Genomic DNA, 323 nt, shown 5'->3' with positions numbered 1-323 from the left:
TGCTTCCACAACGACTTCAATTTCTTCTTTTAACAACTTATATCCTTGTGGTGCTTTCGTTTCTTTTAATGTGTATGTTCCTGGCTCTAATTTCTGAGAAATTACTTTACCAGTTTTATCTGTTCGTAACGTATCTACTTTTTTACCATCCTTATACACTTCGAATTCTGCATCTGATAATACTTTCGTTTTATCTTCCGCATCTACTTTCACGATTTCGAATTGACCCGTTACTTTTTCATTCGTAACTTCTTGTTTTACTACTTCGTTCGCTACAACGTTCACTTCTACTGTCACTTCTAGCGCTTTATAACCTTCTGGCG

At 35.9% G+C, this 323-nt stretch carries 1 protein-coding gene; it reads right to left on the bottom strand.

Annotation, left to right across the window (positions count from 1 at the left end; translation table 11 throughout):
* On the bottom strand, positions 1-323 hold a 323-nt coding region (locus SB717_RS34620; protein WP_410907384.1), incomplete at both ends, for a prealbumin-like fold domain-containing protein.

It is taken from the genome of Priestia sp. SIMBA_032 (genome assembly GCF_046535215.1).
Taxonomy (GTDB): domain Bacteria; phylum Bacillota; class Bacilli; order Bacillales; family Bacillaceae_H; genus Priestia; species Priestia aryabhattai.
Note: the sequence above shows the minus strand (reverse complement) of the source record. Positions and strands in the feature narration are given on the sequence as shown.